A 4,254-nucleotide genomic window follows, 5' to 3' on the forward strand; every position below is an offset into this window, starting at 1 on the left:
TTGGATTTGGATGGTTTACTACCGCCCAACCATTATAAAGGCTTTTTTTGTGCGAAGAATATATTTCAGAAAATTCAGTTTTAATAAAGGTGTCAAATTATTTTAATGCGACGCTAATGATATTTTTTAAAAGAAAAATTCCACTCTATTGTGATGAGAGGAATTTTTTTTATAATTTTTTTAAAATAGTTTCGATTTTTCGTTGTACTTGATTTTTCAAGTCTTCACTTTGATAAATAAACGGTAGAACCTCACCTCTACATAAGAAGGTATATAAACATTTCTCATCACTAATTCGTTGATATGTTTCTTTCTTGATACCTTCTTTATAAAGCTTTTTTGAGGTTTGTTTAAATTCTTCTGTAAGGCTTTCTAAAAACGCATCCATTAAAGGCAAATAAGATCTTTTAAACTGAAATGAATTAAATAGCTTTTTATCATGTTCAATCGATTTTATAGCTAATTCTAAAATTACATAAGTATGAATCATTAATTTTATACCATTTCTCAATGACATAGACACACTTCCTTTGTCACTCCTATCGACTAGTCAATCGCAATAAACGCAACACCAAAAATAGATTGAAATGGAAATTGTCGACCATCCTCTAAATAAAGCAATGCATTATTTACGTTTAGTTTTGCAATTTTCCCCGTTACTTTGAAAATCTCTTTTTCTTTCCAAATACTTAATTCCACTTCAATCTTATTTGTATAAGCAATTCCTAATTGTTCACTTAACTCTTGTAATGCCCATTCGTCTAGTTCTGGCTTTTTTACATATTGATCCTTTTCATGCCATTCACGTAATAGTTTTACGTGCTCCGGCAGCATCATTGCATTCCATTTAATATTCCCACGATCTCGAATCATGTTATCACCTCGCAATAAATCCTTATTGATAAACTATTTCTTATGACCACCAACTAATTGAGCACGGGCAACGGCAGTACCAGCCTCTGTATAAGAAACCGCGCGCAAAATAGCTGTCGATCCATGTTTCGCGCGTAAATAGTCCATTGTCGCCCCCAGCTTGCGTCTCCTCCACTTCTTATCATCAAATAAACTAAGCTGCATCGAATTTTCAGATTCTAACTTTGAAATACTAATGGTAATTTGTCTTACAGGGCGCTCTGCATAATATTCATCCAATAGTTCTCTACACACTTTGTAAACTTTCATTGTATCGTTTGTCGGTTCATCGATTGTTCGTGCGCGATAAAAACCTCCCCCAAAAGCATCCCTACTATAGTTGATACCAAGAGAAATTGTTCTACCTACTTGGTAAGCTTCTCTTGCTCTTCTTGCCACATCTTCACACATTTCTAAAATGACGGCTAAAATTTCACTACGGCTCCGGTAATCTCGCATCAGCATTTGGCCTTTTCCAAAACTAATTTGTCCTTCTGCAAGTGGGGCACCGAGAGGAGATAAATCAATTCCCCACGCATGATAATAGAGTTGATTGCCCATAATACCAAAACGCTTTTCTAACATTTTTAAATCTGTTCGGGCTAAATCCCCAACTGTATAAATGCCCATATTATTTAATGTTTTTTGTGTCCGCCGCCCAATTCCCCACATTTCAGAAAGCGGTGCAACTGACCAAAGCTTGTCGGGAATGTCATCATAGGTCCATTTGGCGAAACCATCTTTTTTTGCCTCCAAATCTAACGCAAGCTTTGACATAAGCATGTTCGGTCCCATTCCTATCGCACTCGGTATTTGAAATTGATTGTAAATGCAGTGTTGAATGTATTTGGCTGTTTCTTCAGGTGAACCCCATAGCTTTTCCGTCCCTGTTAGATCAACAAAGCTTTCATCAATGCTATAAACGTGAATTGCTTCTTTCGGCACAAATTGATTAATTAAATTTGTAATTTCCATAGACATTCGTACAAAAAACTCCATTTTCGGCTCGAATAATTTAATGTCAGGATGTTTTGGAATTTCAAAAAGACGGGATCCTGTTTTAATACCAAAACGTTTTTTCATTGGCGGTGATGCGGCGAGTACGACACTCCCTTTTTGTTTAAAGTTCCCTACAACAGCAATTGGAACTTCGAAGGGATCTAGATTTTCTAACATTGCCATACAACTTGCATAAAAACAGCGCATATCAATACACATAATTGGCTTGTTTGGTGCATTTTTATAGATGCCGTGTTGTTCTGTATGCTTTGTACTGACGTTTAGTGCATTCTCGTTCATTACAACACCTCCAATTTACAATGTATTATATGCGAACGTTTGTTCTTTAATTCATTCTAAAATGAGACAGTTGAGACGACAAGAGGTGTTTTCTGGGGATTTTGGACGAAAAATTGATGAAAGCTGTGAAGAAAAATCCTTCAGCATGAAAAAAAGCTCCGCAATCAGAGATGATACGAAGCTTAAAATGAGTTCTATTCAATAATTTCCGTAAAGAAACATGTTTTCATATGGTTAATAAATGTTTCACCTAAGTCAGTGAAAGTAGCTGCACCCTTTTTATGAATTGTAGTTTTAAAGCCTTCAGCATCTGCACCGGCAACCGTTAAAAAATCACAAATATCCGTGCATACTCCAACAACATGAACTTTTTCAACATCTAATGCTCTTAACTTTTCAGCTAAGCCTGTATTGAAGAAGGCGTTGTAATTTGTTTTTGGTTGGACGAGTACATTCGGATTAGCTTCATGTTCGTTCAACCAGGTAAATAAATCACCGTAAAGCTGCTGCCCTTTAGTGCCTACAATGTTATGCGGTGGCCATAACTCAAAATGTTCATCATTTTCTTCATGAGCATCCATCGCCACTACAACAACTTGCCCATCGTTTAAAAATTTATTTGCCTGCTCCACAATATATGGAACAATTTCTTGCGCTGGCTTACCTGCTGTTAAACTACCATCATCAGCAACAAAATCATTGCTCATATCCACAATAATTAATGCTTCTTTTCCCAATTTAGTATCCCCCTACCATTTTTTACTTAACATTATAAATGAATTCTATAAGTATAGTTCCATAAAGGATACAAATCTTTTTCATAAATATAATCAAATTTGAAATTAAACGGGTAGATTCAAAGATTCTTCAGCTAATTTACCAACTACTAATCATAAAATACCTTCTATTAAGTGACATTCTCTTATATTTTATAATGTTTTTGTATAAAACAAAAACCCCCCAAAGCCGCTTTATGCTGCTCCAGAGAGTCTTGTTAATAGAATATGTGAAAGATTATCAATTGTTGCCAATAATTTTAAAAATATTTTGTAAATTTCAAATTATAGTTTCAAAATTCCTGTTTCTTCTATTATATAGATTATCCTTACACGTCCTCAACAACACCCGTATAGAGTGAAGGACGACGATCATCATAGACAGGGATGCGGCTGCGCACTTCTTCTACTTTAGAGAAATCTACATCAATGATGGCAAGTTCCTCATCTTCAGCACCTACCCATAACACTTCACCCCATGGCTCAATAACCATTGATTGGCCGTTAAAGTTATCCGGATTGCGCGAAATTCGGTTTACAGCGATGACAAAACATTGATTTTCAATGGCACGTGCTTGCAATAACGTTTTCCAATGATCGATGCGCGGTGTTGGCCATTGTGCAGAGACGAATAACACATTTGCACCAGCTAATGCGTGGGCACGAAGCCACTCTGGGAAACGAATATCATAACAAATAACTCCCCCCGCTTCGATTTCACCCAATGCAAAACGATTCATACTATCGCCTGCTTCTAAATATTTTTCTTCATCCATAAGTCGGAATAAATGAACTTTGCTATATTCGCTTACTAATTCGCCCTCACGATTATATACATACATTGTATTGTAAAATTTGCCGTCTCTTTCTGTTGCAACCGACCCACCAACAATATGTATATTTAGTTCACTTGATAATTTTTGTAAGAAGGCTTTCGTGCGTTCCCCATGGCGGTCCGCAAGCTCTGATAATTTTTCTAACGCATAACCTGTATTCCACATTTCAGGAAGTACAACAATTTCCGATCCCTTACTTGCAGCTTCTCGAATTAAATTTTCTGCCCGCTCAAAATTTTCTTCTACTTTCCCAAATCCAACATTCATTTGAATACATCCAATTTTCATATCAATACCCCCTAGACAATCCTCGTATTGTCAAAACTTATATATATAAATCGCTAATAATCGTTGGTTTTATAGTCTTTTACGCAAAAAAACTTGCCACCCCCTGGATTTTGGTGTTAGTTGAGGTTACCACACACAAAACT

The 4,254-nt window shown here is 36.1% G+C and carries 5 protein-coding genes; all 5 read right to left on the reverse strand.

The window, feature by feature from the left end; all coding sequences use genetic code 11:
* Nucleotides 1-169 precede the first annotated feature (169 nt).
* Nucleotides 170-517 carry a YhjD family protein gene (locus tag D8M03_RS17120; protein ID WP_121216000.1) on the reverse strand — a complete coding sequence of 116 codons (348 nt, stop codon included), beginning with the start codon at nucleotides 515-517 and terminating at the stop codon, nucleotides 170-172.
* 29 nt (nucleotides 518-546) lie between these two features.
* Complete coding sequence (locus tag D8M03_RS17125; RefSeq protein ID WP_121216001.1) at nucleotides 547-873, reverse strand: YolD-like family protein; 327 nt, start codon at nucleotides 871-873, stop codon at nucleotides 547-549.
* 33 nt (nucleotides 874-906) lie between these two features.
* The gene (locus D8M03_RS17130) at nucleotides 907-2,130 is read right to left on the reverse strand and encodes a Y-family DNA polymerase (protein WP_414674165.1); all 1,224 of its coding nucleotides are present in this window, start codon (nucleotides 2,128-2,130) and stop codon (nucleotides 907-909) included.
* Nucleotides 2,131-2,405: 275 nt separating this feature from the next.
* Nucleotides 2,406-2,948, reverse strand: a complete 543-nt coding sequence (locus tag D8M03_RS17135) for a cysteine hydrolase family protein (protein WP_121216002.1) — start codon at nucleotides 2,946-2,948, stop codon at nucleotides 2,406-2,408.
* A gap of 368 nt (nucleotides 2,949-3,316) precedes the next feature.
* Nucleotides 3,317-4,111: a carbon-nitrogen family hydrolase gene (locus tag D8M03_RS17140; protein ID WP_121216003.1), complete on the reverse strand. Its 795-nt coding sequence runs from the start codon at nucleotides 4,109-4,111 to the stop codon at nucleotides 3,317-3,319.
* Nucleotides 4,112-4,254 lie beyond the last annotated feature (143 nt).

It is taken from the genome of Ureibacillus endophyticus, assembly GCF_003628435.1.
Taxonomy (GTDB): domain Bacteria; phylum Bacillota; class Bacilli; order Bacillales_A; family Planococcaceae; genus Ureibacillus; species Ureibacillus endophyticus.